General features: G+C 37.7%; 18 protein-coding genes. 8 read left to right on the top strand and 10 right to left on the bottom strand.

Features of this window, described 5'->3' with window-relative positions:
* Positions 1-96: 96 nt before the first annotated feature.
* Together J3U91_RS01330 and J3U91_RS01335 are read right to left on the bottom strand one after the other, a co-directional pair.
* Positions 97-1488, bottom strand: coding sequence for an MFS transporter (locus J3U91_RS01330; RefSeq protein WP_004164848.1), 1392 nt, complete (start codon positions 1486-1488; stop codon positions 97-99).
* 256 nt (positions 1489-1744) lie between these two features.
* Complete coding sequence (locus J3U91_RS01335) at positions 1745-2608, bottom strand: LysR family transcriptional regulator (protein WP_002820230.1); 864 nt, start codon at positions 2606-2608, stop codon at positions 1745-1747.
* Positions 2609-2844: 236 nt separating this feature from the next.
* Here J3U91_RS01335 and J3U91_RS01340 point away from each other — a divergent pair, with 236 nt between their 5' ends.
* The 6 genes from J3U91_RS01340 to J3U91_RS01365 all read left to right on the top strand — a co-directional run bounded on the left by J3U91_RS01340 (position 2845) and on the right by J3U91_RS01365 (position 8452).
* A complete protein-coding gene (locus tag J3U91_RS01340; RefSeq protein WP_002820232.1) occupies positions 2845-3870 on the top strand; it encodes an amidohydrolase family protein in 1026 nt (341 codons plus the stop codon).
* Between the two features lie 22 nt (positions 3871-3892).
* Positions 3893-5149, top strand: a complete 1257-nt coding sequence (locus J3U91_RS01345; RefSeq protein ID WP_002820983.1) for a hypothetical protein — start codon at positions 3893-3895, stop codon at positions 5147-5149.
* A 49-nt stretch (positions 5150-5198) separates the two neighbouring features.
* Positions 5199-6431, top strand: a complete 1233-nt coding sequence (locus J3U91_RS01350) for a neutral/alkaline non-lysosomal ceramidase N-terminal domain-containing protein (protein ID WP_002820236.1) — start codon at positions 5199-5201, stop codon at positions 6429-6431.
* Between the two features lie 73 nt (positions 6432-6504).
* Entirely contained in the window at positions 6505-7014 is a 510-nt protein-coding gene (locus J3U91_RS01355) for a PTS sugar transporter subunit IIA (RefSeq protein WP_002820239.1), read from the top strand.
* Positions 7004-7714 carry a PTS transporter subunit EIIB gene (locus tag J3U91_RS01360; RefSeq protein WP_002820240.1) on the top strand — a complete coding sequence of 237 codons (711 nt, stop codon included), beginning with the start codon at positions 7004-7006 and terminating at the stop codon, positions 7712-7714. Before J3U91_RS01355 ends, J3U91_RS01360 begins: the two co-directional genes overlap by 11 nt.
* Positions 7715-7720: 6 nt before the next feature.
* A complete protein-coding gene (locus J3U91_RS01365) occupies positions 7721-8452 on the top strand; it encodes a PTS transporter subunit EIIC (RefSeq protein WP_004164849.1) in 732 nt (243 codons plus the stop codon).
* Between the two features lie 103 nt (positions 8453-8555).
* On the opposite strand, the gene J3U91_RS01370 is transcribed toward J3U91_RS01365, so the two are convergent.
* The 8 genes from J3U91_RS01370 to J3U91_RS01405 form a co-directional block, all read right to left on the bottom strand.
* Positions 8556-9764 carry an MFS transporter gene (locus J3U91_RS01370; RefSeq protein ID WP_002820241.1) on the bottom strand — a complete coding sequence of 403 codons (1209 nt, stop codon included), beginning with the start codon at positions 9762-9764 and terminating at the stop codon, positions 8556-8558.
* A gap of 384 nt (positions 9765-10148) precedes the next feature.
* Entirely contained in the window at positions 10149-11171 is a 1023-nt protein-coding gene (locus J3U91_RS01375; RefSeq protein WP_002820242.1) for an aldose epimerase family protein, read from the bottom strand.
* A gap of 30 nt (positions 11172-11201) precedes the next feature.
* Positions 11202-12203: a LacI family DNA-binding transcriptional regulator gene (locus J3U91_RS01380; RefSeq protein ID WP_002820243.1), complete on the bottom strand. Its 1002-nt coding sequence runs from the start codon at positions 12201-12203 to the stop codon at positions 11202-11204.
* 63 nt (positions 12204-12266) lie between these two features.
* The gene (locus J3U91_RS01385; RefSeq protein ID WP_002820244.1) at positions 12267-13736 is read right to left on the bottom strand and encodes a UDP-glucose--hexose-1-phosphate uridylyltransferase; all 1470 of its coding nucleotides are present in this window, start codon (positions 13734-13736) and stop codon (positions 12267-12269) included.
* A gap of 30 nt (positions 13737-13766) precedes the next feature.
* Positions 13767-14945 carry a galactokinase gene (locus J3U91_RS01390; RefSeq protein WP_002820246.1) on the bottom strand — a complete coding sequence of 393 codons (1179 nt, stop codon included), beginning with the start codon at positions 14943-14945 and terminating at the stop codon, positions 13767-13769.
* A 26-nt stretch (positions 14946-14971) separates the two neighbouring features.
* Complete coding sequence (locus J3U91_RS01395) at positions 14972-16411, bottom strand: glycoside-pentoside-hexuronide (GPH):cation symporter (protein WP_002820247.1); 1440 nt, start codon at positions 16409-16411, stop codon at positions 14972-14974.
* A gap of 27 nt (positions 16412-16438) precedes the next feature.
* Positions 16439-16684 carry a hypothetical protein gene (locus J3U91_RS01400; protein ID WP_002820248.1) on the bottom strand — a complete coding sequence of 82 codons (246 nt, stop codon included), beginning with the start codon at positions 16682-16684 and terminating at the stop codon, positions 16439-16441.
* Between the two features lie 59 nt (positions 16685-16743).
* Positions 16744-17673 carry an IS30-like element ISLpl1 family transposase gene (locus J3U91_RS01405; RefSeq protein ID WP_002820722.1) on the bottom strand — a complete coding sequence of 310 codons (930 nt, stop codon included), beginning with the start codon at positions 17671-17673 and terminating at the stop codon, positions 16744-16746.
* A gap of 294 nt (positions 17674-17967) precedes the next feature.
* Here J3U91_RS01405 and J3U91_RS01410 point away from each other — a divergent pair, with 294 nt between their 5' ends.
* Together J3U91_RS01410 and addA are read left to right on the top strand one after the other, a co-directional pair.
* On the top strand, positions 17968-21453 hold the full coding sequence (locus tag J3U91_RS01410) for a PD-(D/E)XK nuclease family protein (RefSeq protein WP_002818131.1): 3486 nt from the start codon (positions 17968-17970) through the stop codon (positions 21451-21453).
* Complete coding sequence (gene addA / locus J3U91_RS01415) at positions 21453-25013, top strand: helicase-exonuclease AddAB subunit AddA (protein WP_002818132.1); 3561 nt, start codon at positions 21453-21455, stop codon at positions 25011-25013. The genes J3U91_RS01410 and addA overlap by 1 nt, the downstream gene beginning before the upstream one ends.
* Positions 25014-25060: the final 47 nt, after the last annotated feature.

The raw sequence follows: 25060 nt of genomic DNA on the forward strand, positions 1-25060 counted from the left end.
ACATACCGCTTACAGTTATTATAATAGTCAGTATTGGTCAGAAAGTCAAGAAAGGTCAAATAAAAAAATAATTATTGTCAAAAGGCTTCGATTAATTTAATTGTATTTATTCTTTTTCCTTTGAATCGAAAATATTAAAATGACGACAATTGCGCAACTGATAAAATTCAAAATGAAAATGTGCCGACTGCCTGTGTAGTTGCTTTGTTTGCCATCTGTTCCAATACCATTCGCTAAAAGTGCCGAAGCAACAGATGTTCCCAGCGAACCCGCATATTGCTGAAGAGTATTAAAAACGGCATTTCCATCGGAAATTAATTTCAACGGCAGTTTTTGCAAGGCGTATGTTAGCGAGTTATTGAATACAAAACTAAAACCGATCATATAAATAACATACAGAGCTGCGATTAAAAAGACCGACAAATATCTTTGAAAAATTGTAAAAGAAATTGTCGATGTTATCAGAAAAAAAGCACCAATTACGAGTGGAATTTTTACGCTGAAGCTATCAAGCATACGGCCGGTCAAAGGCTGGAGGATAGCAGAAATCAAACTTCCGCAAAGCAGCATTATACCTGATATCGTTACGCCTTTTTTAAGAATTAATTGGGCGTAGTTTGGCAGAAGAAAAGTCAGAGACAATTGGATAAATTGGATCAGAAAATAAATTAAAAGAGGGCAGACGAATTCCCATTTTTTAAAGATCGAAATACTGATTAATGCTTGTCTGCTGTTTGTGGAAAGCTTGATAAATACAATTAACAAAATAACCGCTATTAAAAGGAAACCGTAGAATTTGATTGAAGTCCAACCATATATTCCAGCATTATTAACAGCAACTGTAATTGAAAGCAGGGCCAGGATCAAACTGATAAACTGTTTCCAAGCGAAAGGGATTTTGCTTGGCGAGCTTTTTTGTTCGATAAAAGAAAGCCCGATCAACCAAGCAATCAAACCGATCGGAAGTACAAACCGGAATATAAGTCTCCATGATAGGTCCTGAGTAATGACGCCTCCATAGGTTGGCCCGAGCGAAGATGCCAAAGCAATAACCATTCCACCAATTCCCATGTAACTTCCCTGTTTCTTTTGAGGTATTTGCTGCATTATCTCTGTAATTAAGAGTGGGATTGCCAGTCCGGTGCTCAGAGCTTGAATCAGCCTGCCGATGAGCAAAATTAAAAAATTTGGCGCAAGCGCCGAACAAATAACACCAATTATAAAAAGTAGCCCTGCCCAAAAGAAAATCTTTTTAAAAATAAATCTTTTTTCAATGAAGGCGGCAATTGAAATTGTTGCCGCGACAAGTAATAAATAAGCTGTTGTCAGCCATTGGACCTTATTGAGACTTATAGAGAATTGTTGCATGAGTGTTGGAAAAGTTACATTCATGGATGTTTCAATTAAAACATCGCAAAATGCTAATCCTGCTAAACCCAAAATTGCCAATTTGACATGAAGGGAGACTGGTTGATTATCTTTTTGCATAAAAAACTCCAATTTCTGATAATACTTCAATGACTATTGCATTTTTTAGACACAACAGTACTTTTTCTCAGAATCGGAGTTGACTTAATTTGGCTTAAATTCATTTTCTCTGGTTATTAAATAAGTTTCAACATTCCTAAGAATATACAAGTACAAAAGCCACTTGTTTATGGTTTCTAGTCACCTGAGTTGTTAATTTTATGATGTTCACATGGGATTATAACAGCAAAAGGAAGGATTTTGCAAACGAAATCGCTTACCTGTTTTTTATATAGGCAATGAATTTTCTCTTCAAATCGGTTAAATTTTCATCTGACATGTAGCATAGCGATATGCTTGTCGATACAGTTGGTTCGACTGGTATTGCAACGATTCTCGATGACTCCTTTGGAACAAGTTTACTCATTAATAGAGATATTCCCATTCCATCAGCTACCAGATCAACAATATTTTCGATCTGTCTATCGGTATATACAACATTTGGAAGAAAGCCGGAACTTTTGCATAAATTTACGCAAAGATTATAGGGACGCGATCCTTTCGGCTCCAATAGAAAGAACTCTTTTTCCAGTTGGGATATTGAAATTTTTCTTAAATTAGCTAAGTGATGATTTTTCGGTAAAACAGCCATCATTTGGTCTTTTGCATAAGGTATTCGCTTGAAATATTTTCGATCTTTAACTTCACGAATAAATGCAAAATCGCACTGATTGGAGTGAAGCAGATTTTCCAATTTTCCGGACGGCTCGGTAATTATTTTGATTTCAACTCCGGTATCTTTTATAAAGTTGGTAATTTCTTTAGAAATACCATACTGTCCAATTGAAGGAATCGAGCCGATGATTAAAGAGTTGTCATGGACGACTGCCTGATCGATTTTTTTAAGGCATTCTTGTTCTAATTGAAGAATTTTTTCGGCGTATTCTAAATATATATAACCGTACTTACTGAGTTCGACAGATTTCGTATTTCGATTGAACAAGTTAACGCCTAATTGCTTTTCGATTTTTTGAATTCTCTTTGTTATCGATGATTGCGAAATGTAAAGCGAATCCGCTACCTGTGTATAGTTTTTTTCTTTTGCCAAAGTTACAAATGTTTTCAGATATTCCGAATCCATTGATTCCCTCCGTAAAACATCTATTTCTTGTTAAAAATAATTATAGTCAAAAAAAGAAGGAAACATTTTTCCTGGATTATATATTAACCATTTAAAGGAATTGCTGATCTGCTTCATTTATTCGTCTCAGGAATAAGTATCGGATTAAACGGAAATGGGACGAATTCTTTTGCGACCTATAATATGTAGTGAAAGTAAGCGCTTACTTTCAATGTTTAGAATAGGAGATCCATATTTTGATTATTGATGCGAATATCTACTGGCTTCCAAATGAAATTTTTGTTTCAGAGGAAATGACCAATCATTTCCTTCGGGTGGTGCCAAGAGAATATGGTGTTTATGCTTATAAACGAGAAAAAAATAAAAATGAACGCGAGTTTGTAATAGAAAAGCCGGAAGGTTCGGAAAATCTCAATTATTTTCAAGGCGATTATGATTTATCAGTTCAATTGGAAAATATGGATCAGGCCGGAGTAGATACTGGCGTTATGAAGCTGCCGGGATGCCAAGAGTGGTTAGATTTGGATTTATGTATCCAGTTCAATAATCAAATGGCTGAAACCGTTAAAAAAAGCAAGGGTCGTTTTAGAGCTTTAGCTGTTGTACCACCATCCGGGGATGCTGATACCTTACGGGAATTGAAGCGCTGTATTAAAGAACTTCATATGAATGGTTTACAACTTTCCGCTCATTACGGTAATAAATATTTGGATGATCCGATGTTCAGACCTTTATTAAAATGTGCCAGCGATCTTAATATTCCTGTGTATGTGCACCATACACCCGTACCGGTTGAATATAATTCTTTGGCAGGCTACAACAATTTAAGAAGATCATATGGTCGCTGTGAGGATCAAACGATCGCTGTCACGCGAGAAATTTTCAGTGGGATGTTTAAGGAGTTGCCGAATTTAAAAATGATACATTCGATGCTCGGAGGTGGTTATTTTGCTTATAAGAACATGTTTTTCCCAAACGATTCGGGTCATGGCCGTTTCGATGCAAACACTTCCGATGTAGCACGGTCTTTAAAAGATAATATTTATTTTGAAATGTCTCATGCTCAGCCATGGGGAAAAGCCGAATTAAAATGTGCCGTTGAAGTTTTGGGAGCTGACCATATTATCTACGGTTCTTCCTATCCTGTAAAAAAGGATTGGCTAATCGGTGGACCACAATATGTTGGCGATTTGCCAATTAGTCAAGATGAAAAGGATATGCTTCTATTTAAAAATGCAGAAAGGATATATGGCATTAAATAAAAAATTGAAAGGAGATGGTGAAGTGCTGAAAGATTCTTTTCTAGCTGGTGCCGGAAAGGCCAAAATAGTTTTTTCTCAAGACGACTTTCCGATTAAACAGTTCACAGGAATTCATGACAATTTATATATCAGGGTACTTTTGATTGATAGCAATCAGCGTTTTGCATTCGTATCGATTGACCTGACTTCTTTAACAAAGGACAGAATTGATTTTTATAAAAGCTTGATTCATCAATTAACAAGTATTGACGAAGGAAACATTTGGGTTTCCGTTACTCATACCTTTTCTGCTCCACATATTCCTTTGGAATCGCAAAAGGATGATGAAGAGAAAATTATTTCCATGATGCTTTTTAAAACGTCGGCAGCTTTAAGAGAAGCAATCAATCAAGCGCTCTTGTCTATGAAACCAGCCGATATAGGTTTTTCCTATAGCTCCTGTCCCCTTAATATCAATAGGAATATACCAACACGACTAGGCTGGTGGCTTGGTCGCAATGATGATGGATATTCAAATCATGATGTAAGAACAGTCACTTTAAAACAAGAAAATAATGAGATTATTTCGATTCTTTATAATTTTGATGTTCAAGCATCTGTAATGGATAATGTTTCGACTAAAAGTGGAGAACTTTTAATTTCTTCGGACCTGGTTGGTAAGGCCTCCAGTGATATCGAAAATACTTTTGGTAAGAACTCAGTAGCAATTTTTCTGCCTGGTTCGGCCGGCGATCAAGCTCCAATTTTTAAGGGATCAAACTGGAAGATTACGAAGAATAATCGTCTTGTATGTTCGAGCATTCATGAAGAAGCGTATTCTTTGGTTGATCAGCTTGGGGTAAAACTTAGTCAAAGTGTTCAAAGGGCAGTGTTCAAAACAGAGAAATTTGCTGATAACTGTGAAATAAAAATTAATCATTATTCAGTTTATCTACCGGAACAAAGAGTCAAATATTCAACTAAAGCCTTGCGGCCTTCAAAAAAATATCAATTTGAAAAAACCGGTAATTCACTTTTTGTCCCTATTGATATTCTGTACTTGAATAATTTAGCAATGATTGGGACCATGCCTGAGCTCAACAGTTCTTTTGGCCAAAAGTTGCGAGAAAAGTTTAATAATCAAAATACATTTGTTTGTACCCTTGTAAATGGGGCAATGAAATATTTGCCGGAGGATGTCGATTTTATTCGTCGTACTTATACGGCTATGAATACTAGGCTTGGGCAGGGATCCGATCGACTTTTTCTCGATCAAATTGTAAAAGCCCTGCAATCATAAGAATTAAGCTCGATTATGTTTATAAAATATAAAAATAGAGGTCGTTAATATGAGAATTGGAACAGCACGTTACTGTATTTCGCCTGAATATTGTAAATTTTATTTATTAGGCTACAAAACTCCGGTTCGGAACAATCCAGCTGCCGGTATTCATGACGATATTTTCTGCAATGCATTGCTTTTCGATAATGACAATCATAATCGTGTTTTTCTTCTTTCTGCCGACTTATTGGAACTTGAAGATGACATGGTCGAAGAAGTTAAAAGCAAATTAAATGAGATTTACGGTATTTCACGTGATCAAATAATTATTTGTGTTACCCATGATCATAATTCTATTAGAGATTTTCATAAGCACTGGGAAACAGGCCAGTTCAATCAGCAATACTATGATTTTCTGATTGAAACAATTATTAAGGCTTTTGAAAAATGTTCAGAAAATCTTCAAGATGCAACTGCTAAATACGGTAAAAAAGTAATTACCGGTTATTACAGTAATCGCAATCATCCTGGAGAATTGGCCGACAACGAAATAACTGTCATCAAATTTTATAACAAGCAAAACAACGTTTTTGCCTGTTTGTTGAACTGGGCGACTCATTCTACTGTTCTTGGTCCGGATAATAATCAATTAACGGGTGATTTAGCCGGTCAAACCTGTCAGAAACTTGGAAATCGATGGGGTTGTTTTCCGGTAATGGTTGTTGGTGCTGCAGCAGATTCCAGTAATCGAAATAATCGGCAGGGAAAAGATTTTGCCGAGTTGGAGCGGGTTAGCTCCGGCCTTGCTGAGAAAATTATCGATATTCCTGTCACGAAAAAAGTTGAGTTCGGACCGGTGATTTTTCAGACCCTCAGTCATTCGATTCACCCGAATATGAAAAAATATCATCGTCAACTCCAGCAAACTATTGATGATATTAAATCCGGAGAACTCAATCTCGGGGAAAGCGTGCCGGCTGGAGCGCTAATCGGTAAATGCCAGGAGCAGTTGAAGCTCAATGATTACAATTTATTATTGCAATTTGAGGTTTTGGATATTGGCAATTTGCGTTTTTATATTTTCCCAGGCGAGCTCGGATCTAAATTTGGACTGTCTATGAAATCATCGACGAATAAAGTTGCGATTATTGCCGGTTATGCGAACGGATTTCATTATTACTTTTTGCCGAAAGAGGAATATGGACTTTCCTTTGAAACGATTGGTAATCCGGTTCCATCGGGAGAGGCTGAAAAAATCGTTGCTAAGTTAATTCGATCCGGCCAATTGATGGACAAGTAAATTTTTTTAAAGATAAATGAAAGCGCTTTAGTAAATTTGTTTTGAAAATTAATCTAAATTGAAAGGAAAAAATATGTTTGCCTTTTTAAATAAAAATAAACATCCCGATAAACGAATCCTTGCACCGGTTACAGGAAAATGTGTTGATTTGTCAAAAGTTCCTGATCCTCTATTCGCTAAAAAAGTTATGGGTGACGGAGCGGCTTTCATCTATGACGGAGATACAATTTTTTCACCGTGTCAGGGCAGTGTTTCGATGATCGCTTCCACAAAACACGCGATTGGTTTGATGAGCATTTCCGGGATTGAAATATTGCTTCATGTTGGTATAGACACAGTTAATTTGCATGGGGAAGGTTTTACGACTCTCGTTTCGAAAGATGAAATAGTTAAAATTGGCAGACCTTTGTTAAGAATTAATCGTAATTTGATGCAGGAAAAGAAAATAGATTTAATTACCTCGCTTGTTGTTACTAATGGTTCTTCTGTAGATATAAAGATTGAGAATATCGGTACGCAAGTCACGCAAGGATTATCCGAGATAATCGTTGAAAAAAATGGAGATAATAATTATGGACTATAAAGAATTAGCCACAAATATCTTGAAGAACGTGGGCGGAAAAGAGAATGTCAATGATGTAATTCATTGTGTTACTCGGTTACGTTTTCATTTAAAAGATGAAAGTAAAGCTAATGATACTGCGATTAAAAACATGGATGGCGTAATGGATGTTATTCATGCCGGCGGACAGTATCAAGTTGTCATCGGTCCCCAAGTCGATGATGTATATGATGCTTTAGTAAAAGTTGGTTGTTTTCAAAAGAAAGAAGAAGTTTCCCTTGACCAGGGACAGAATGATGAAAAAAAATATGGTGAAAAAGATCAAAAACAGGAAGGATTATTTTCTAGATTTTTAGGTCTGATTAGTTCGATTTTTCAACCGGTGCTGGGAATATTGATGGCAAGCGGTATGTTTAAGGCACTTGTTTCATTATTTACAGTTGCGGGAATTATGTCTAAAACAAGCGGAACATACGTTATTTTATATGCTCTTGGCGACGCTTTGTTCTATTTCTTCCCGGTTGCCCTAGGTTGGAGTGCTGCAAAACGATTTGGCATGAAAGAATTGTATGGAATAACCCTGGGAGGAATTCTGGTTTATCCGACATTAGTCAGCGCAGTAACTAGTAAAACCTTATATACTTTGTTTGCCGGAAGCGCATTTTCTCTACCAGTACGATTAACTTTTTTGGGAATTCCGGTTGTTACGCAAACATATTAGACTACCGTGATTCCGATTATTTTAATTGTTTGGGTAGCCAGCCATATTTATAAATGGTTGAATAAAAATTTGCCGGCTATTTTACGGGCATTTTTCGTTCCGTTCTTCACTTTGCTAATTGCAGCCCCTTTGGGACTTATTGTTATTGGACCAATCGCGATGGTTATACAGGATAGTTTGAGTAAATTGGTCATTGCAATGATTGGTTTGAATGCAGGTATTGCAGGTCTGTTCCTGGGAACATTTTGGAGTATTCTCGTTATGTTTGGTTTGCACTGGGCAATTATCCCGCTGTTTGCGATCGACATTGCACAACATGGATATGATGTTATTAATCCGTTAATATTTGCCGGTGCCTTAGCTTCGATGGGTTCTGTTCTAGGTGTTTTTCTTCGGACTAAATATCCTAAGGAACGCAGTATTGCCATACCGGCTTTTATTTCATCGTTCTTTGGTATTAATGAACCATCTCTTTATGGAGTTTTAATCCCACGTAAAAAGGTTATGATTTCCAGTTTTTTGTCTGCTGGGATAGGTGGCGCAATTGCCGGTTTTTCTGGTTCGAAATTGTATGCTTTCGGTGCCAGCGGACCATTAGGACTACCGTGTTTTATTAATCCTAAAGGCATTGATTTTGGATTCATCGGACTTTGTTTGAGTGGAATCGTAGCTTTTTTACTGGCTCTTATTTCCAGCATGTTCTTTGGAGCTAAAAAAGACGTTAAAGATATTAAGTAATTGAACCGGATGTTCAATTTATTCTCGTAAGCAATTGCCGTTTAAACACCGGTGATTGTTTTTTTATTTTATTTTTTAGTGGTTTAAGGATTTTTTATGCTCTTTAATTATCGATTCTTTTCAAAAGAGACATCAAGCAGGCTGCGATAAATACAATCGCTCCTGCCAAAAACCATGCATCTTTAATCGAAGCGTAACTAATGAAGTTTCCAATCACAAGCGGACTGACTACATATCCGGCTCCGGTGACTATCGGAATAATCGCGCTAATTCTTCCCCTATGAGAAAGCGGAGTATGATCAGCGATGAATACCGAAGAGTTAATTGAAATCAAAATTTCGCCAATCGTCATAATGAATAAATCAAGATAGAAGAGGAACAATATGTGAACAAAAGCCAGCGAACCAAAAGAAAGAACATAGCAGAAACCGCCAATCGACATCACTGTAATTGCAGGAATTTTTTTTGTGACTTTTGTTAATAAAGGCGTCAGGATAATTACGAGAATTCCGTTGAAACTGGCGAGAGTTCCGTATAGCGCAGCTCCGTTTTTACCAAACAAATCGGCAAGCTGTAAAGGAAGCGCAAAGCCCCACTGTGCGTAGACGAAATCGTAGCAAAATAGAATTAAAGCAAAGAAAATAAGTATTGGTCTTTGAAACAATATGTGAAAAACGGATCCTTCTTGACTAATTTCAAGCGGTCGTTTTTCGGAATTTATTTCCTGGTCTTTCTTTCCTTTGGTTTCCCCAATAAAAGTGGCCACCAATATCATAGATATCAGAGTTGCTACTCCATCACCGAAAAATAGGAAAGGCAAAGCATTTTTAAACAGCAATCCACCAAGTATCGGACCGATTGCATAACCTAAATTCCAGCCCATATAGGAAAGCGAATAAGAGGCTTGACGATTTTTCGGAACCGTTATATCAGCTAAAAGAGCATCATAGGCAGGTGAGGAAATTGAATAGAGGATCGAAGACAGAATTAATAAATAGACCAATAGCATCGACGAGCTTTTAATTGAAGCACAAAGCATCAAAACCAGCGCCCCAGGTATTTGTGATAAGAGAATAATTTTTTTACGACCGATCAAGTCAGTGAGTTTTCCGCCGATAATCATGCCCGGAGCGGATAAAGATCCTAGAATTGTAATATATAACCCCGATTCAGCAGCACTGAGACCTATTTTTTCAGTCAAAATCAAAGTCAAAAGAGGCTGAACAAAGGAGCCTGCTGCATCGATGATCCGAGAAATAAACAGAATGTATATTTCTCTGGGAAGATTGCGGTAATTACTAAAATAGTCCATTTTCCTCCCTTGATCCCTAGTTTTATTCCAGTTTCATCCCTGTGTTTTCACACTCTGCCCGGTTAAGTTCCAATCGATCTGCCTTTTGAAACATTTTAATAATAGGATATCACCTGTCGGGATGAACGGCCAATTATTGAAAACAGATCTGAAAAACAATTTTCCCATAGTTCTACCTGACTTGATATTGTTGTTGAAACTCTTGAAAATAATTTTTTATAATAATGGAATTGTATATATTTATCTACTTATGCTGCTGTTGCTTAAATTGATTGGTAATAATTTCTAGTTCTTCTAGTTCTGAAAACTTTTTACAAATGGCAATTTTAAATGTTTTTTTTGCTATAAAAAAGCACTGCTTTTCGCGGCGCTTTTTAAACTGTTTTAGTGCTCGTATTGATAAGCAATATTATAAACAGCTGTTTTGCCAGCTGATAAAATGATATCACCGAAGTTTTGATGGTGAATTGCATCAGGCAAAGTTTGGCATTCAATTGCTAACGCATTGAAATCGTGTTGCTTCTCACGCTCTGGATCGAGCGGATTAGTCGTGAAAACAACAACGGCATTTCTTTGCGAATAGATTTTAATTCTTCGTTTATCGGCAGAATCTCCAATCTCAGCAACTGGTTCCTGGCTGTTAGGAGTGACCAAAAAAATATCATCCAATTCAATAATGCTTTGATCTTTTTTTAGTTTATCCAAAACATCCTGAAGATTTTCTTTTTGCTGGAAATCATAATTGCTTCCCTTAACCGGCAGAAAATTTCCGGTAGGAATTTTGTTAGTATTCAATTCCAGTCTTTTACTACTATTTATTTTTAGCCATTGCTTTCTCAAGTCATGCTGGGAATCGGTTACATTGAAATAGGCATGCAGAGTTGGATTGAAGAGAGTTGTTTGGTCGGATTTTCCAAGAAATGTAACAGTTACGCGATCATTTTCAGTCAGGGTGTAAATGATTGTTGCTTCTAAATTCCCTGGATATTGGTCATCGCTTGATTTAATATAGTGCTTAAAAATCACGCTGGCCTGTTTTTCATCCACATGGCTTTCTGCTGACCAGTTGATAAAAGAAAAGCCATGGCTGCCGCCGTGCAAAGCGTAATCTTTTTCGTTGTTTTCAATATGATAATCTTTACCGGCGATTGAAAATTGAGCGCCGGTAATTCTTCCGGCAACTCGTCCAACTGCTTTGCACAAATAATAAGGGGTCTTGATGTAATCTTCCAAATTATCAAAATTAACTAATAGTTGGTGGCGTCCATCTGTTTCTTTAACCGAAAAGTCCTGCCATGTCGCTCCGAGAGTGATTAGAGATATTTTTGTTTCATGCTGGTTAATCAAAGTATATTTGGTTACCGTTTCTCCATTTATTTCTCCGAATTTTTTTGTTTCGATTTTCAAAATATTACCTCGATTCTTTTAAGTAATCGATCATAAAGTACTTTGGCGAAAAATTAAACGAGTTTCCAATTCGACTCTTTTTGCCAAGGGCTGTTTGCTGGCCGTCAGCTGGTCTTTTAGCATATTGATTGCTGCCATGCCCATTTCTTCGGTTCCAACAGCTACCGAACTCAGTTCCGGATAGACGTAACTGGCAAGCGAAGTATTGTTGAAGCTAAAAATACTGACTCTTTTGGGAATTTCGATTTTTGCTTCTCTGAGCGCTTTTAGGGCTCCGGCTGCCATTGGATCGTTGGAAATAAAGAAGGCATGCGGGAGACGGTCCTTTAATTTCCTGATTGCTTCTTTCATAACTTGATAGCCAGAGTCATTTGTAAAATCGCCCTTAAAAACCAGTTTTGGGTCGTAGGCATGTTTTTCGCTTAATTCTTTTTTAAAAGCTATATAGCGCCGGTCGATAATTTTTCTCAAATGGTCGGTTGTTTCTTCTTCACCGTATATTAAGCCGATATCGCGAATCTTTTCCTTCCAAAAAAAATCAACGATTTTTTTCATCGCCAGGGAAATGTTGGTTAATAAGCTGTCAAAACCCTTAGCGAATTGATCATCATCGACAAAAACAATTTTGTCGGTCACCAAGGCAAGGTCCTTTACTTGCTCGGGACTGAATTTACCAACTGCGATTATGCCGTCAATGTCGGTTTCTAAAGTACTGGTATCGTTTTTGAATATATTCATAACTTCGATACCCAATTGTTGACCGCGCTTCTCAACTCCTTTGCGGATCATTAAATAGTACAAATCATCCTGTTCTTTTTCCTCTGAATACCATTGAACCAAGGCGATTTTTTTTGTCGAAATAGACGATGAACGATGATGACTTTTAATATAATTTAATTTTTCCGCCACCGAGAAAATCTGATCCCGGGTTTCGTCGCTGACGGAAAGTGTTTTGTCGTAATTAAGGACTCGTGAAATAGTGGTTGGCGAGAGGCCGGTTTTTTCTGCAATATCTTTTAATGTTGTTGCCATTTGCCATCCTAACTGTGTTTAATCAGTCCCTGAGGAATAAATACGATTTGATCTCTTTAACCATTATATAGACTTTAGGTTTTTTACAAAACGATCGAAAGCCAATTGTCCTCGTTGGTTCCATTTGAAAACGCCGGCATCTTCGAGGACTCTAGCAAATGTCAGTCCGACTTCTTTATTCAAAATTGTATCGACATTGTCTTTTTTGAAACTATATTGTTTTTTTAAATTATCGGCCCATTTGCGATGATAGTCAGCTATTTTATTCGGCTCTTCAAGCAGGTACGAAGAAACTTCTTTTAGTTCCTTCTTTAGGCGAGCTGGTAAAATTGCTCTTCCCATAACTTCAATCAGGCCGATATTTTCCTTTTTAATGTGCTGAACATCCTGGTGAGGATGAAAAATCCCATCTGGATATTCAGCCGAGGTCTGATTATCTCGTAATACGATATCAAAGATATATTTTCCATTTTCAAAATGAACGATTGGCGTTACTGTGTGGTGACGCACACCTTTTGTATATGCTCTAAGGTCGACTGTTTCATCCGAGTAGTTCATCCATTTTTCATGGATCAAGTTAACAGTTTTGGCTAACTGTTCCTGATTTTCACTGATTAATCGAATTGTCGACATAGGCCATTTAACAATTCCAGCGGTTATACCGCTAATTCCCAGATCGATTGGACGATCGATTTTAGCCTTCATCATCGGGAAAAGATGCCTCCCCCCTTGGTAATGATCGTGGCTTAGCATTGATCCACCAACGATTGGCAGGTCGGCATTACTGCCGACAAAATATTCCGGAAAAATGTGAACAATTTCCAGTAAGTTGCTGAAAGTGTGTCGATTAATCACCATTGGACGGTGAATTTTTGAAAGAAAAATCGAGTGTTCCTGGAAATAGGCGTAAGGAGAATATTGGAATCCCCAGGTTTCTCCACCAAGAGTCAAACGGATTATCCGATGATTACTGCGGGCTGGATAATCCAAGCGACCTAAATAACCTTCATTTTCAAGGCAGAGCTGGTCTAGCGGGTAACTGCTCCGGTTTTTTTGTTTGGCAGCGGCAGCAATTACTTTTGGGTCTTTTTCCGGTTTCGACAAATTGATTGTAATTTCTAAATCCCCATAGTCACTTTTAACCGGAAAGGAAATATTTTTCGCGATTGCCTGCGTTTTGATATAGTCATTTTCGCGACTAACCTTATAAAAGTAATCTGTTGCTGTTTTGGGACTCTTCTGATAAAGATTCCAAAAGGTTGCGTTGATAACGGAGGGCAAAGGAGTCAGCAGGTCCATTAGCTCTGCGTCCAAAATGTCGCGATCTGATAGGCTGTTTTCGATTTTGCCGTTCCTGATTGCTGTCTCAATCAAAGCAGTTCTCAAGTTTAGTAACTGATCGTCTTTTTCTTTTACCGTATTACCGTCTCCGATTAATGCATGAATTCTGTTTTCAACATAAATACGGTCCAATTCTTGATAATTTGAATCAGATTGGATCACTGCAGTAACAAATTTGTCCAATGCCGACATTAATTTTTTGCCTCCTCCAATACTTAAATATTACTCGACTATTTCTTTCGGCCCATCCGAAATCTTGGCGATATAGAAATCAGCCGGGTAACCAATTTTTTCTTGATAACTTTTACCGACTTTTGTCTTGAAGTCATCGACATAATCTTTTCCGACAATTGCTATTGCACAACCGCCGAAACCGGCACCGATCATTCGAGCACCGAGGACCCCGGGCTGTTTCCAAGCCGCCTCTACCAAAGTGTCCAATTCCTTACCGGTCACTTCATAGTCGAAATGCAGTGAAACATGCGAGGCATCAACTAATTGGCCAAAAGTTGTCAGATCATTGTTTTTTAACGCATCGAAAGCTCTTAAAGTCCGCTGATTTTCAAAGACGGCATGGCGCGCCCGGCGAATCAATATATCGTCATTAATTAAATAAGATGCTTGGTCAAATGCTTCAATTGAAAGATCGCCAAGTGATTTAATCGCTAATTTTGTTTGGAGGCGTTTTAAAGCTTCTTCGCACTGTGAACGACGTTCGTTGTATTTGGAATCCTGGAGTTCGCGGCGCTTATTAGTACTCATGATGACAATTACATTGTCTCCGAGTTTAACCGGGGCATATTCATATTTCATTGTATTTGTATCAAGCAGAATAGCTTGCTCAGCTCTTCCCATGCCAACGGCAAACTGATCCATAATTCCCGAATTAACGCCGATATATTTGTTTTCAACTTCTTGGCCGATCTTGACAAGATCTAATTGCGAAACATCCAGGGAAAAAACATTCTTTAAAATCGTTCCCATCAGAAGTTCGATTGACGCTGATGAAGAAAGGCCAGCGCCATCAGGCAAATTTCCGTGGATAAAAAGGTCGAAACCGTGATTAATTTTATAGTCACGTGAAACCAAACTAGCTAAAACGCCCCTTAAATAATTAGTCCAGCCGTCTTCTTTATGATATTCAAGATCGTTTAACTGAAAGCTGACGACTCCCTGGTCGGGAATATTAGCAGAGTACATTCTGATCGTTTGGTCATCGCGGGATCCATAAACACCAAAAGTACCGATACTGATTGCGCAAGAAAAAACATTGCCTCCATTGTAATCGGTATGCTCGCCGATTAGGTTTATTCGTCCCGGTGAAAAGAAAACTTTTTCTGCGGTCTTTTTGAATTGCTCTTTAAATTCTTTTAATAAAGAATTCTTGTCTAAAGTTTCCAAAATATTACTCCTTTTATTAATATTTACTAAATTCCTTTGGTTGTAATTTTTTTATCATCCTCATGGGACAACTTATTTTCCAGTTCGGCAATTACTTTATCGTGTTCTTTTTCTGTCAAAGTGATTTTGAAGAAATAGACTAATGCAGCAATAATCAAAAGTACCATCGGACCGTAAAACATATAGAACTTAAAATTAAATAATTCGTGAGCACTGATACTACTTGGCTTGGCGTTACCGGTCATACCGGAGAAGATTGCAGTAATACCAACGATTCCATTCGCGAAAGCTCCACCGAGTTTATCAAGCAAAGGACGAACAACTAAAGTAACCGATTCATTTCGATTACCACTCTTTAACTGGCCGTATTCAACACTGTCGGCAATTGTCATTAAAGCGGCCAAGAAGATCAATGGATAAGGGAAATAAAGCAGAGAAATTCCAATCAAAACAGCAACGACATTGGTACCGGAAAAAATAAAGATTGTGTATCCAATCAGCATCATGACAATTCCACCAACGTAAATTGCCTTTCGGTGAATTAGTTTTTCCAGAGCCGGGAAAAGCGAAACGGAAATGATTCCCAGAATCGCAGTGATAATGCCGACAATGTAGAAGGAACCGGATTTTCCCATGACATATTTGAAGTAGTAAATGAAAAGAGAGTTTGTAACAGTGTAAGAAAAGGCAAGCATGAAGTAGGACAAAGCCAGCCACATTAATTGATCGTTTTTAAAAATTACTTTGAAAACATCGACAAGATGAATTTTCTCGGTATTTTCACGAATAATATTGTGTTCCTCTTTGGTACCAACCGAAGTTGCCAAAGCTCCAAGGAAGGAAATCAAACCAATTACGATCGCAAAACCCAACCAACCGGCTTGGTTCTCTTGACCACTTTTCGCTCCAAACATTCCCGAAAGAATTGTAACCAAGGGAACAATAACGATAATGACACCCTGTGAACCAAGGGTCGATCCCAAACGAGCGATACTACTGAATTTCGCCCGTTTTGAAGAACTCAATGTAAATGCCGGAAGCATTGACCAAAAAGCGGTGTCTTTGAACGAGTAAAAAACATCCAAAATAACAAAAACAATTCCAAAAAGAATTAGATACAAAATTGGATTACTGTAGTTTAATCCACCAAAATTTGTAAATATAAGAATTAAACCAATCGAACTGATCGTCGCTCCAATCATAATCCAAGGCTTGAATTTTCCCCAACGCGTTCGGGTATTGTCAACAACTCCTCCGATCAGGGGATCAAAAGCGATTTCTACTAAACGAATCACAACTATCATTGTTGTGATATAGCCAATCATTTTGTCATCAAGCGAATGATTACTCGACGAGAAGAGTTGGCTGGTCACGAAAATCATGAAATAGGTACTTAATGTCGCATAGAATGCATCGTGTCCGAATGCACCAAAGGCATAGGATATATATTGTTTGATTTGTTTCATTTATTTTTCTCCTATTTTTATTTTTGCTTAGTGGTAGCGATGCTCGATAACTTTTTCAAGAATTTCGTCACGCTGGGTAGCCTTCGATAAAGCGAATTGGTTCTTTTCCAAGTCGTTGAAGTCCTGAACTAAGAATAGCGCTTCGAGGTATAAAGTTAATTGACGCTTGATATACTTTTTGTTTTCCTCGTCCGGTAATTTTTGATTCCCACCAATAACATTTAGAGCGAACTGTTGAGGATTAATAATTATCTTTTTATTTTTATCTACCATACGTTTGTCTCCAAATCATTTTATTCATATTTTTACTAATAAAAAGGTAGATTGCAAATTTAATCCGAATTTTTGGACAAATTTGTCAGCATGACCTGATAAGGTGTTTGCCAGTCAAGTATTTTAAGTGGTCTCTGATTAATTTCGAGTAAGGTGGTTTTCAAGCCTTGAGCACTAATGTGCTCAAAATAAGTCCCTTTAGGATAAAAATAACGTAAATTCCGATTAAAGCGTTCATTACTACCACGTTCAGCTGGCGTATAAGCATGGCAGTAATAGGTCTTAATACCATATTGTGATTCAAGTGATACTAGCCCACTAAACTCAGTGCCACGGTCCACAGTAAAGCTGTGCACCGGACCATTAAAAGTGGTTAGGAACTTAGTTAGTGCTTCATTAACAGTCGCTGTCGTCCGATCTTTTAACCGGTATGCCCAAAGGAACCGTGATTTTCGATCGATTAAAGTTAATAAAACTGCCTTACTATGCCCACGAGGACCAACGACTGTATCTAGTTCAAAATCGCCGATGCGATTACGTTGATTAATCATCATGGGACGCTGTTCAATTGATCGCCCCAAAGATTGATTATATTTGGATTGTTGGTCAACGTTACGCCGTTGGCGTACGCCATGTTCAGGTAGATCATTCAAGGAGAAACCAATTCTCCCCTGATTTAGCCAATTATAAATAGATTTAGTAGCTAGTTTAAATTCGTGAGCAATCATTCCTGGTGACCAGCTTAGACGTAAATGGTTGAGAATTTTTTGCTTTAACTCATCGCTCAGCTTAGTTTTCCGACCACATCGTGATCGCTTGTATTCGGCATCTGTTTGTGCTAATTCAGCCTGATAAGGTTGACATCGAGATAATTCATAAGAAATTGTTGACGGTGATCGGTTCAGCCGAACGCCCATTTGGATATTGGACAGCCCTAGTTCACAAAAAGTTTCGATTTTAATTCGTTCGGAATAGGTTATACTAGACAAAAGATCAGCTCCTAAAAGATGGGTTTGTGGTAAACACCATTTTAAAGGAAGCTGATCTTTTTTGTCCGAACAGCGTTCGGATTAATTTTACAATCTACCAAAATAGTTATTGAAAATGTTGGAACTGCTTTAATTTATTTCCACCACTTTCTTTAATAAATGTTACAGCAGAAAATACTAAATAGAAAGCGATTTCAGTAATAAATTTACTAAAATCTTTACTAAAATATTTTTTTAATTTTTAAAGCTTCAACTTATTCAACAAGCAGTTTTTTACGATGATAAAATTGATTTATGACTTTAGAAATCGTCAGGGGTTTTGCTGATAGGGATTTTCGCAGTGAATTATTAGAACGAATTTATGAAAAATACCGGATCGATCCCCAGGCGCGTTTTTTTTATATTGTTCCAAACCATATTAAGTTCTCTGCCGAAGTGGACGTTTTAAAGAAATTTGGTTCTTTGTTGGGGAAAAATGATCAAGAAGCCCAAGCTTTTTCTCGTCTACAGGTTTATTCGTTATCCCGTCTCGCCTGGGCTTTGACCAAAGAACGCGACCAAAAAACAATTATCTCCAACCAGTCTGTTTCAATTCTGGTTGGACAGGTTTTAAGAGAACTTCCGATTGAAAAACTGAATATTTTCGCCCGTTCGGCACGAATGCCTGGTTTTGTTGCTAATGTTGCCGAGCAATTGTTGGAGATTTGGCGTTCGGGCCTGACAGCAAGCGAAATTTTGCCCCTTCATCAATTTGATGATCGTTTATCGGAAAAAATTAAAGTACTTGCGTTAATTGAAACAAAAATATTGCCGAGTTTGAAAGATTATTCTTTACCTGACGATGCTCTCAGAAATTTTGCCACTCAAATCAGCAAGATTGATTTAAAAAATTGCAATTTTTACTTCGAGGGCTTTTCCGGTTTCACAGCAAGTGAATTATCACTCGTCAAGGCTTTGATTTCAGCAGATAGAAAAACACAATTGGGCAAAAAGTCCGAAATTGTTTTTTCATTGACAGGGGAACAGCAGAGCGATCAATATGGGGAAGGGAATTTATTTTATAGAGCCAATCAACTCTTTAAAAACGAATTTTCTTCAGCACGAGTCTGGATCGTTTCCAACATCCGCCCACTATCCGAGTCGCAGCTGAATTTTGAGCAGAGTTGGCGCGAGTTGGAAACACAGGGTTTTACAAGTCAAAAGCGTTCTTTCCCACAGACTAAGATTGTTGTCAGCAGCGATCAGGAACATGAAATCGACTTTGTTGCTCGCTCGATCAGACAACGGTTAGTTGATAACCCGAAATTACGTGCAAAAGACATTCTCGTACTTGCTCAAAGACTTGACGGATATAAAAATATTATTCCAAAAATTTTTGATCGTTATGATTTGCCTTATTTTCTTGATAAAGATACGCGTATGTCTGATCATCCGCTTGCTTCTTTAGCCGAGAACTTATTGGGGTCTTCTAATGAGTTTGCCTATGAACGAATTATGAAAATTTTCCGAACCGGTCTTTTGTCTTGGCAGCTAGAGGACAATTTTCAAACGGCTTTGGATTATTTGGAAAATTATTTATTGGCCAACAATCCAAAAGAAAAAAATTGGCGCCAAGAAGAATTCCAGCTGATTCAGATTTCAGATGAGCAGGATTTAAATGACGATCACAAAATCGACCGGCAAATTAATGCATTGATTAATCGAATGCGTCTTTTTATAATTAAGATTCTTGACGATTTTCAAGAAAAATTCGCAAAAGTCGAAAATTATCATCAAGCCGTTAAAACACTTTATAACTGGCTGACCGATCAACAAGTTGACCAAGTTTTGCTCAATCAAGCTAATGATGGAGACGATCGCGGCCAGCAAACCTGGAAATTGCTTCTTTCGACTTTAGACGAAGTAGATCAACTAATCGGTGATAAAAAATACAGCCAAAAAGATTTTTTGCAAATTCTAAAAGACGGTTTTGCCGCTGCCAGTTTCTCCGGTATTCCTGCCAGCCTTGATCAAATTACCGTTTCCGAAAGTGGAATTGTTCAAAGAAATGATTTTAAAGCGCTTTATTTTATTGATGCCAGCGATGCTAGTCTTCCCGCTCAAACTAATTCCAGCAGTTTAATCGATGATTTCGATCGTTTGCAATTAATCGATGATTTCTCAAAAGCACAAAAACCTTACTATCTTCAGGATACTAGCCGGCAGGAAATGACTGCTGAAAATTTCCGTTTTTACTCTTCTGTTTTGTCGGCGACTGATTCGGTTACTTTCTCCTATTCGAAACTGAGACTTGACGGAAAGCAAAATGAGTTATCACCTTATTTAAGGCGCCTTTCTTTGAAAAATGTTTCTGACCTTAAGATTGAAAAAATTCCCGATCTGCCTCAATCACAAGCCGATTTGGTCGATTATTTGGGAACAGCAAATAGTTCGGCTGCCATTTTGAGTCAAACTGCGCAAAATTTTGGTGAAGATTTTATTGACGGTCTGACAGATTTGCTGATTAAACGCAATCCCTATTTTCAAAGGATACTTCAGGCCCTTCATTACAACAACCAGCCGGTTACTTTGCGGCCGGAATTAATTAAAAAGTTATTCGGTGAGGATTTAAGACTTTCTATTTCCCAAATTGAAAAATATTACAGCAATCCTTATGAATATTTTCTCCAATACGGTCTGCGACTGAAGAAGCGTAATCAGTTCACAGTCGATGCCGCTTTGTCCGGTACTTATTATCATTCAATCTTCGAACAGGTTATTAACCGTTTAATAGGTAAAAGGACCGATTTTCATGATTTAAGCGATCAGGAATTGAAAAAACTCAGCCAAGAAAGTGCCCAGAATTTGATCGAATTGCCTGATTTTCAAATTTTGCAGTCCGATGATCATTTTCGCGCAGTTGCTCGGAGCCTCACTGGTGACGTTTTGTTAACACTGAAATTAATGCACAGGGCCAATCGATTAAACAACTCTCGTCCAATTAAAACAGAAGCCGTTTTTGGAAAATTGTCTTCTGACCAACAGCGGGAGCAATCTTTATCCGGTCTTGATTTTACGTTGGCAAATGGTCGCAAGATTTATTTGCGCGGAAAGGTTGACCGAATTGATCAACAGGATCTGGAACATATATTTGGCACGATTATTGATTACAAATCGAATGGAAAAGTATTTGATTTTCGCGATGCTTATGTAGGCACAGAATTGCAGTTATTGACCTACTGGCTTGCTTTGTCAAAGAATAGTTCACGCATTGGAATCAATCAGCCTGGCGGAGCCGTTTTTGTACAGATAAGAAACAAACCGGCTGACATTTCCCAAGCGTTGGCTCATCAGATCCAACTAGATCAACTTATCGGTGATCGGGCCAAACAACAGGTGCCGGATTTCCAATTTCATGGTATTTTACTTGATGATCAGAATTATTTAGCTAATTTGCAAACGGTCTTGGCCGGTCAAAAAGCCAAATATTATAATTTCGGTTTAACCAAAAAAGGTCAAAAAACGGCACGAAGCGATTTGGTTTCCAAAGAAGATTTGACCGTCTTACTGAAACATGACGAAAAAAAATTAGTGGAAGCCGGTAACAAAATCATTCATGGAGAATTTCCGTTATACCCGATTAAAAAGAATGAACAAAGAAGCGCTTTAACATATTCTGATTACACGGAAATTATGAATTTTGATAGAAATTTCGGTAATCAATATAATAACTTGACTCGTTATCCAAAAAATAAAAGTGAATTGATTTCAAAAATGCGCGAGGAAGAAGGCGAAAATTAATGAATTTTTCTAAGAATCAACGGGCTGTTATTGCGCATATTCCTGATCATAACTTACTGGTAGCAGCCTCAGCCGGTTCCGGTAAAACAACTGTATTGATTGAACATGTTTATCAACAACTGCTCTCCGGAAAAAGCATTGATCGATTCTTAATTTCAACTTTTACCGATGCAGCAGCTTTAGAAATGAAGAATCGTTTGGAAAAACGGATTCGGGCTGGAATCACCGAAGAAGAAGGTCAACTTAAAAGACATTTGCAGGAACAATTGTTGTTGCTTAATTCTGCTGCAATTGGCACTTTGGATTCTTTTTCTTTAAGAATTATCGAGCGTTATTATTCAGTAATTGGACTTGATCCGCGATATCGTATGTTGGCTGATCAAACTGAAAAAAATCTTCTTGTCAAAGATGTTTTGGACGACACCTTTGATGAAATGTATCATGATGAAAAATTTCTAAGGCTCTTGAATAATTTTTCTTCCGCCAGCCATGATCAGGATTTAAAAAATTTGGTCATCAAATTGAATACGATGGCCGAAACTCGTGCCAACCCTGATTTTTGGCTTGATTCGATCGCTGAAAATTATCGTCTAAGCGGCGGCCTGACGAAAGGTTCTTTTTGGAAAGAATTATTACAACCACAAATTGTTAATCGCGCTTCGGCCGCCCTTTATCAGCTTCTTTCGGCCAAAAAAGGAGTTGAAGATCTCGAAGATTATCACAGTTACATAGCTTATTTAGCTGATGCAGTTGGTCTGGTTCGCGGTTTTATCGAAGTTTGCTCTCAAAATAATTGGCAGCAAATGAGCGATTACTTTGTTAATAATTCCTGGCCGAAATCGGCTCGCAAATCAGGAAAAAACGAACAAGAAGCCGATTATTTTGATAACTGGATCAAGCCCTGGATTAAAGAGGCTAAAGATTCTTACCGTTCAATTGAAAGTGATTTTTTGTTTTTGAATGAATCTCAATGGCTTGATATCAGTGAAAAATCTCTAGGTGTTGTTGAAGAATTAATCCGATTAACGAAAGTTTTCCGCAAAAAATTTGCTTTAAAAAAAAGAGAATTATCGCTACTCGATTTTTCCGACGGTGAACAGTTTGCTTATCAAATTCTCCAAAATCAGACCGTTCGTGAAGAAATTCAATCACTTTTTGATGAAGTACTTGTTGACGAGTATCAGGATATTAACGATCTTCAGGAAAATATTCTTACGGACGTTTCCAATGGATCGAATTTCTTTATGGTCGGAGATTTAAAACAAAGCATCTATGGTTTTCGACAAGCAGATCCAGTCAATTTTTCAAATAAATACATTCAATATAAAGAGGGAAACGGCGGCGAATTAATAGAGCTATCTGAAAATTATCGTTCGCAACACAACGTCGCCGATTTTACGAATGCTGTTTTTCGCAAATTAATGGACCGCAAACTTGGTGGAATCGATTATCGGGGGGATGTCGAATTAAAAGCAGCCAATCGGGATTACCCAAAGAATCTGAAGAACGTTGCCGACATCTCGATTTTCGATATTGACGAAGAGAGCAACGAAGATGAAGATTTTAATAGTCGTCAAGCGCAAATCGAAATCATTGCTGCAAAAATTCAGGCGTTGGTTGGACAGTCTGAAATTTATGATCGCCAGAGTGGAAAAATGCGACCGCTTGTTTATCGGGATATTACTATTCTTGAGCGTTCTCACAGCTGGGAAAATGATATTCAAACAATTTTTAAAAAGTATCACATTCCAATTAATGTTGCTGCGGGTAATTTTTTGCAAGAATTTGAAGTATCGATTGTTTTGAGTTTTTTAAAAATTATTGATAATCCTCATCAGGATATTCCTTTGGTGGCTGTCTTACGGTCTCCGATTTATGGACTGGATGAGAATCAATTAGCCGAAATCAGGACAGCCGATATGAAACATGACTATTTTTCGGCCCTGCAGGCTTACGCTAAAACAGGTCAGGATTTAGATTTACAAAAAAAAATGGCGGCTTTTTTGGTTCAACTGGAAAATTATCGAGAAATAGCTGCTGATAATCAAATCGTTGATTTGATTTGGCAAATTTATAACGATACTAATTGGCCGGAGTATGTTGCCGGAATGGTTGGAGGGAGTCAAAGACAGGCTAATTTGCATGCACTTTATCAATATGCCCAGCAGCTTTCCGATAATCATTTCGTTGGCTTGTTTTCTTTTATTCGTTACGTCGAGCAGCTGATGGATTCGGTCGAAGACTTTGCCCAGGCACCGGTCAATATGGGTCAGGAGGCTGTATCCGTAATGACAATTCATGCCGCGAAGGGGCTTGAATTTCCGATTGTTTTTCTCTTGAATTTGGATAAGCAAATTGATAACCGTGATTCCAATGGAGCGATGGTTGTTGATTTCGATAATGGAATTGGAATTGATTTCGTTCATCCAACTTCCCAGGTAAAAATTCCGACAATTCAAAAGATTGCTGTTGCCGAGAAAATTAAAGAGAAAAATTGGGCCGAAGAAATGAGACTTTTGTATGTTGCTTTAACAAGAGCCGAACAGAGATTATATTTAGTTGGCTCAAGTAAAAGAATGAGTGATTTAATTCATAATTGGGGCACTCCGGTTTCAATCGGAAAAAAGGTAATTGCTTTTCAAGATCGAATGCGGGCAAAAAGTTATCAAAGTTGGATTGGCATGTCTTTGGCAAACAGCGGATATATTAAATTGGACAAGGTTGAGGGGAATTATTCAAAAAAGGACCTTACTTTTAAAATTGAAAGTTACAATGCACAAACAATTCCGAAAATTGTTGAAAATAAAGCAAAAATCAAACAGAACGAACAAGAGGAGACCGGGATCGATCTTGCGCGAAGCAAGAAAATTCTCGATTACAATTATCCTTATAAAATCGAAAGCGAACTGGCGGCTTATCATAATGTCAGTGAATTAAAACGTGTTTTTGAGGATCCTGATTCCTTATTGATGCCCGAAATGAATTCCGATCGTCAGCCACAAATTACCGAACTTCCCGAACCAAAATTCATTGGTGGCAACGATCAAGAACAAGTAAGTTCTACCGACAAAGGAACGGCTACCCATTTGATTTTGGAAAAGATCGACTGGAAAAAAGAAATCGACAAGGATTATCTTCAACAACTGATCAAAGAGAATATTCCCGATCAAAAAACCCGTCAATCAATCGAACTTGATCGAATTATCTGGTTTGCTAATTCGAAGTTTGGTACAGAAATAAAAAAATCCGCGTCGACTTTAAAACGCGAACAGACTTTTGCAATGCTTATTCCGGCAAAACAAATTTATCAGCAGGTCGAGACAAGTGATCCGGTTTTGGTTCATGGAATTATTGACGGTTATTTTATCAGCGATGGTCTAATTACTTTGTTTGACTATAAAACAGACCGTTTTGGCAAGGACTACGTTTCCAAATTAAAGGAGAGATACTCTGGCCAGTTGAATCTATATGCGGCAGCCTTATCCAGTATTTACCCGAATTTAAAGGTCGAAAGAAAAGTAGTTGTTGGTCTTCAAGGAAAACGCCTGATATATTTATAAAAAATAAATTAAGTAAATCTATTTTTTGTTTTAGAAATAAGACGCAA

It is taken from the genome of Oenococcus oeni (assembly GCF_020510245.1).
GTDB classification, from domain to species: domain Bacteria; phylum Bacillota; class Bacilli; order Lactobacillales; family Lactobacillaceae; genus Oenococcus; species Oenococcus oeni.

Bases quoted from the DNA above. Each gene is read 5' to 3' on its own strand.
- J3U91_RS01330 (WP_004164848.1), bottom strand. From the start codon at position 1,488: ATGCAAAAAGATAATCAACCAGTCTCCCTTCATGTCAAATTGGCAATT.
- J3U91_RS01335 (WP_002820230.1), bottom strand. From the start codon at position 2,608: ATGGATTCGGAATATCTGAAAACATTTGTAACTTTGGCAAAAGAAAAA.
- J3U91_RS01350 (WP_002820236.1), top strand. From the start codon at position 5,199: ATGAGAATTGGAACAGCACGTTACTGTATTTCGCCTGAATATTGTAAA.
- J3U91_RS01355 (WP_002820239.1), top strand. From the start codon at position 6,505: ATGTTTGCCTTTTTAAATAAAAATAAACATCCCGATAAACGAATCCTT.
- J3U91_RS01360 (WP_002820240.1), top strand. From the start codon at position 7,004: ATGGACTATAAAGAATTAGCCACAAATATCTTGAAGAACGTGGGCGGA.
- J3U91_RS01370 (WP_002820241.1), bottom strand. From the start codon at position 9,764: ATGGACTATTTTAGTAATTACCGCAATCTTCCCAGAGAAATATACATT.
- J3U91_RS01380 (WP_002820243.1), bottom strand. From the start codon at position 12,203: ATGGCAACAACATTAAAAGATATTGCAGAAAAAACCGGCCTCTCGCCA.
- J3U91_RS01385 (WP_002820244.1), bottom strand. From the start codon at position 13,736: ATGTCGGCATTGGACAAATTTGTTACTGCAGTGATCCAATCTGATTCA.
- J3U91_RS01395 (WP_002820247.1), bottom strand. From the start codon at position 16,411: ATGAAACAAATCAAACAATATATATCCTATGCCTTTGGTGCATTCGGA.
- J3U91_RS01400 (WP_002820248.1), bottom strand. From the start codon at position 16,684: ATGGTAGATAAAAATAAAAAGATAATTATTAATCCTCAACAGTTCGCT.
- J3U91_RS01410 (WP_002818131.1), top strand. From the start codon at position 17,968: ATGACTTTAGAAATCGTCAGGGGTTTTGCTGATAGGGATTTTCGCAGT.
- addA (WP_002818132.1), top strand. From the start codon at position 21,453: ATGAATTTTTCTAAGAATCAACGGGCTGTTATTGCGCATATTCCTGAT.